This window comes from Mesorhizobium sp. M8A.F.Ca.ET.207.01.1.1 (assembly GCF_004794715.1).
GTDB lineage: Bacteria > Pseudomonadota > Alphaproteobacteria > Rhizobiales > Rhizobiaceae > Mesorhizobium.
Genome location: NZ_SRUS01000086.1, coordinates 1 through 449, shown reverse-complemented (window position 1 = coordinate 449; position 449 = coordinate 1). Strand labels below are relative to the sequence as shown.

The 449-nt window shown below is 67.9% G+C and carries 1 protein-coding gene; it reads left to right on the top strand.

The annotated features are described in order from the left end of the window. Window positions 1–17: 17 nt before the first annotated feature. Window positions 18–449: Holliday junction branch migration protein RuvA (ruvA, locus tag EN850_RS33575; RefSeq protein ID WP_136092939.1), on the top strand; the 432-nt coding region annotated here is incomplete at its 3' end.

Genomic DNA, 449 nt, shown 5'->3' with positions numbered 1-449 from the left:
ATGAGGAGCTGCACGCAATGATCGGTCGACTGCGCGGCATCGTCGCCTACAAGGCGCCGCCGTGGCTGGTGGTGGACGTGAACGGAGTGGGCTACGAACTGGAGGCGCCGATGAGCACCTTCTACGACCTGCCCGAACTCGGCCGCGAGGTCACCCTGTACACCCACTACGCGCAGAAGGAGGACAGCGTCTCGCTGTACGGCTTCCTGCGCGAGGGCGAGCGGCGCCTGTTCCGCGACGTGCAGAAGGTCAGCGGCATCGGCGCGAAGATCGCGCTGGCCGTGCTCTCCGGCGTCAGCGTCGAGGAATTCGCGCGGATGGTCCAGGCCGGCGACATCACCGCATTGACCCGCATCCCGGGTATCGGCAAGAAGACTGCCGAGCGCATGGTGCTGGAACTGCGTGACCGTGCCGCCCAGTTCGGTGCCGGCGGCGCGCTGCCCACCGGC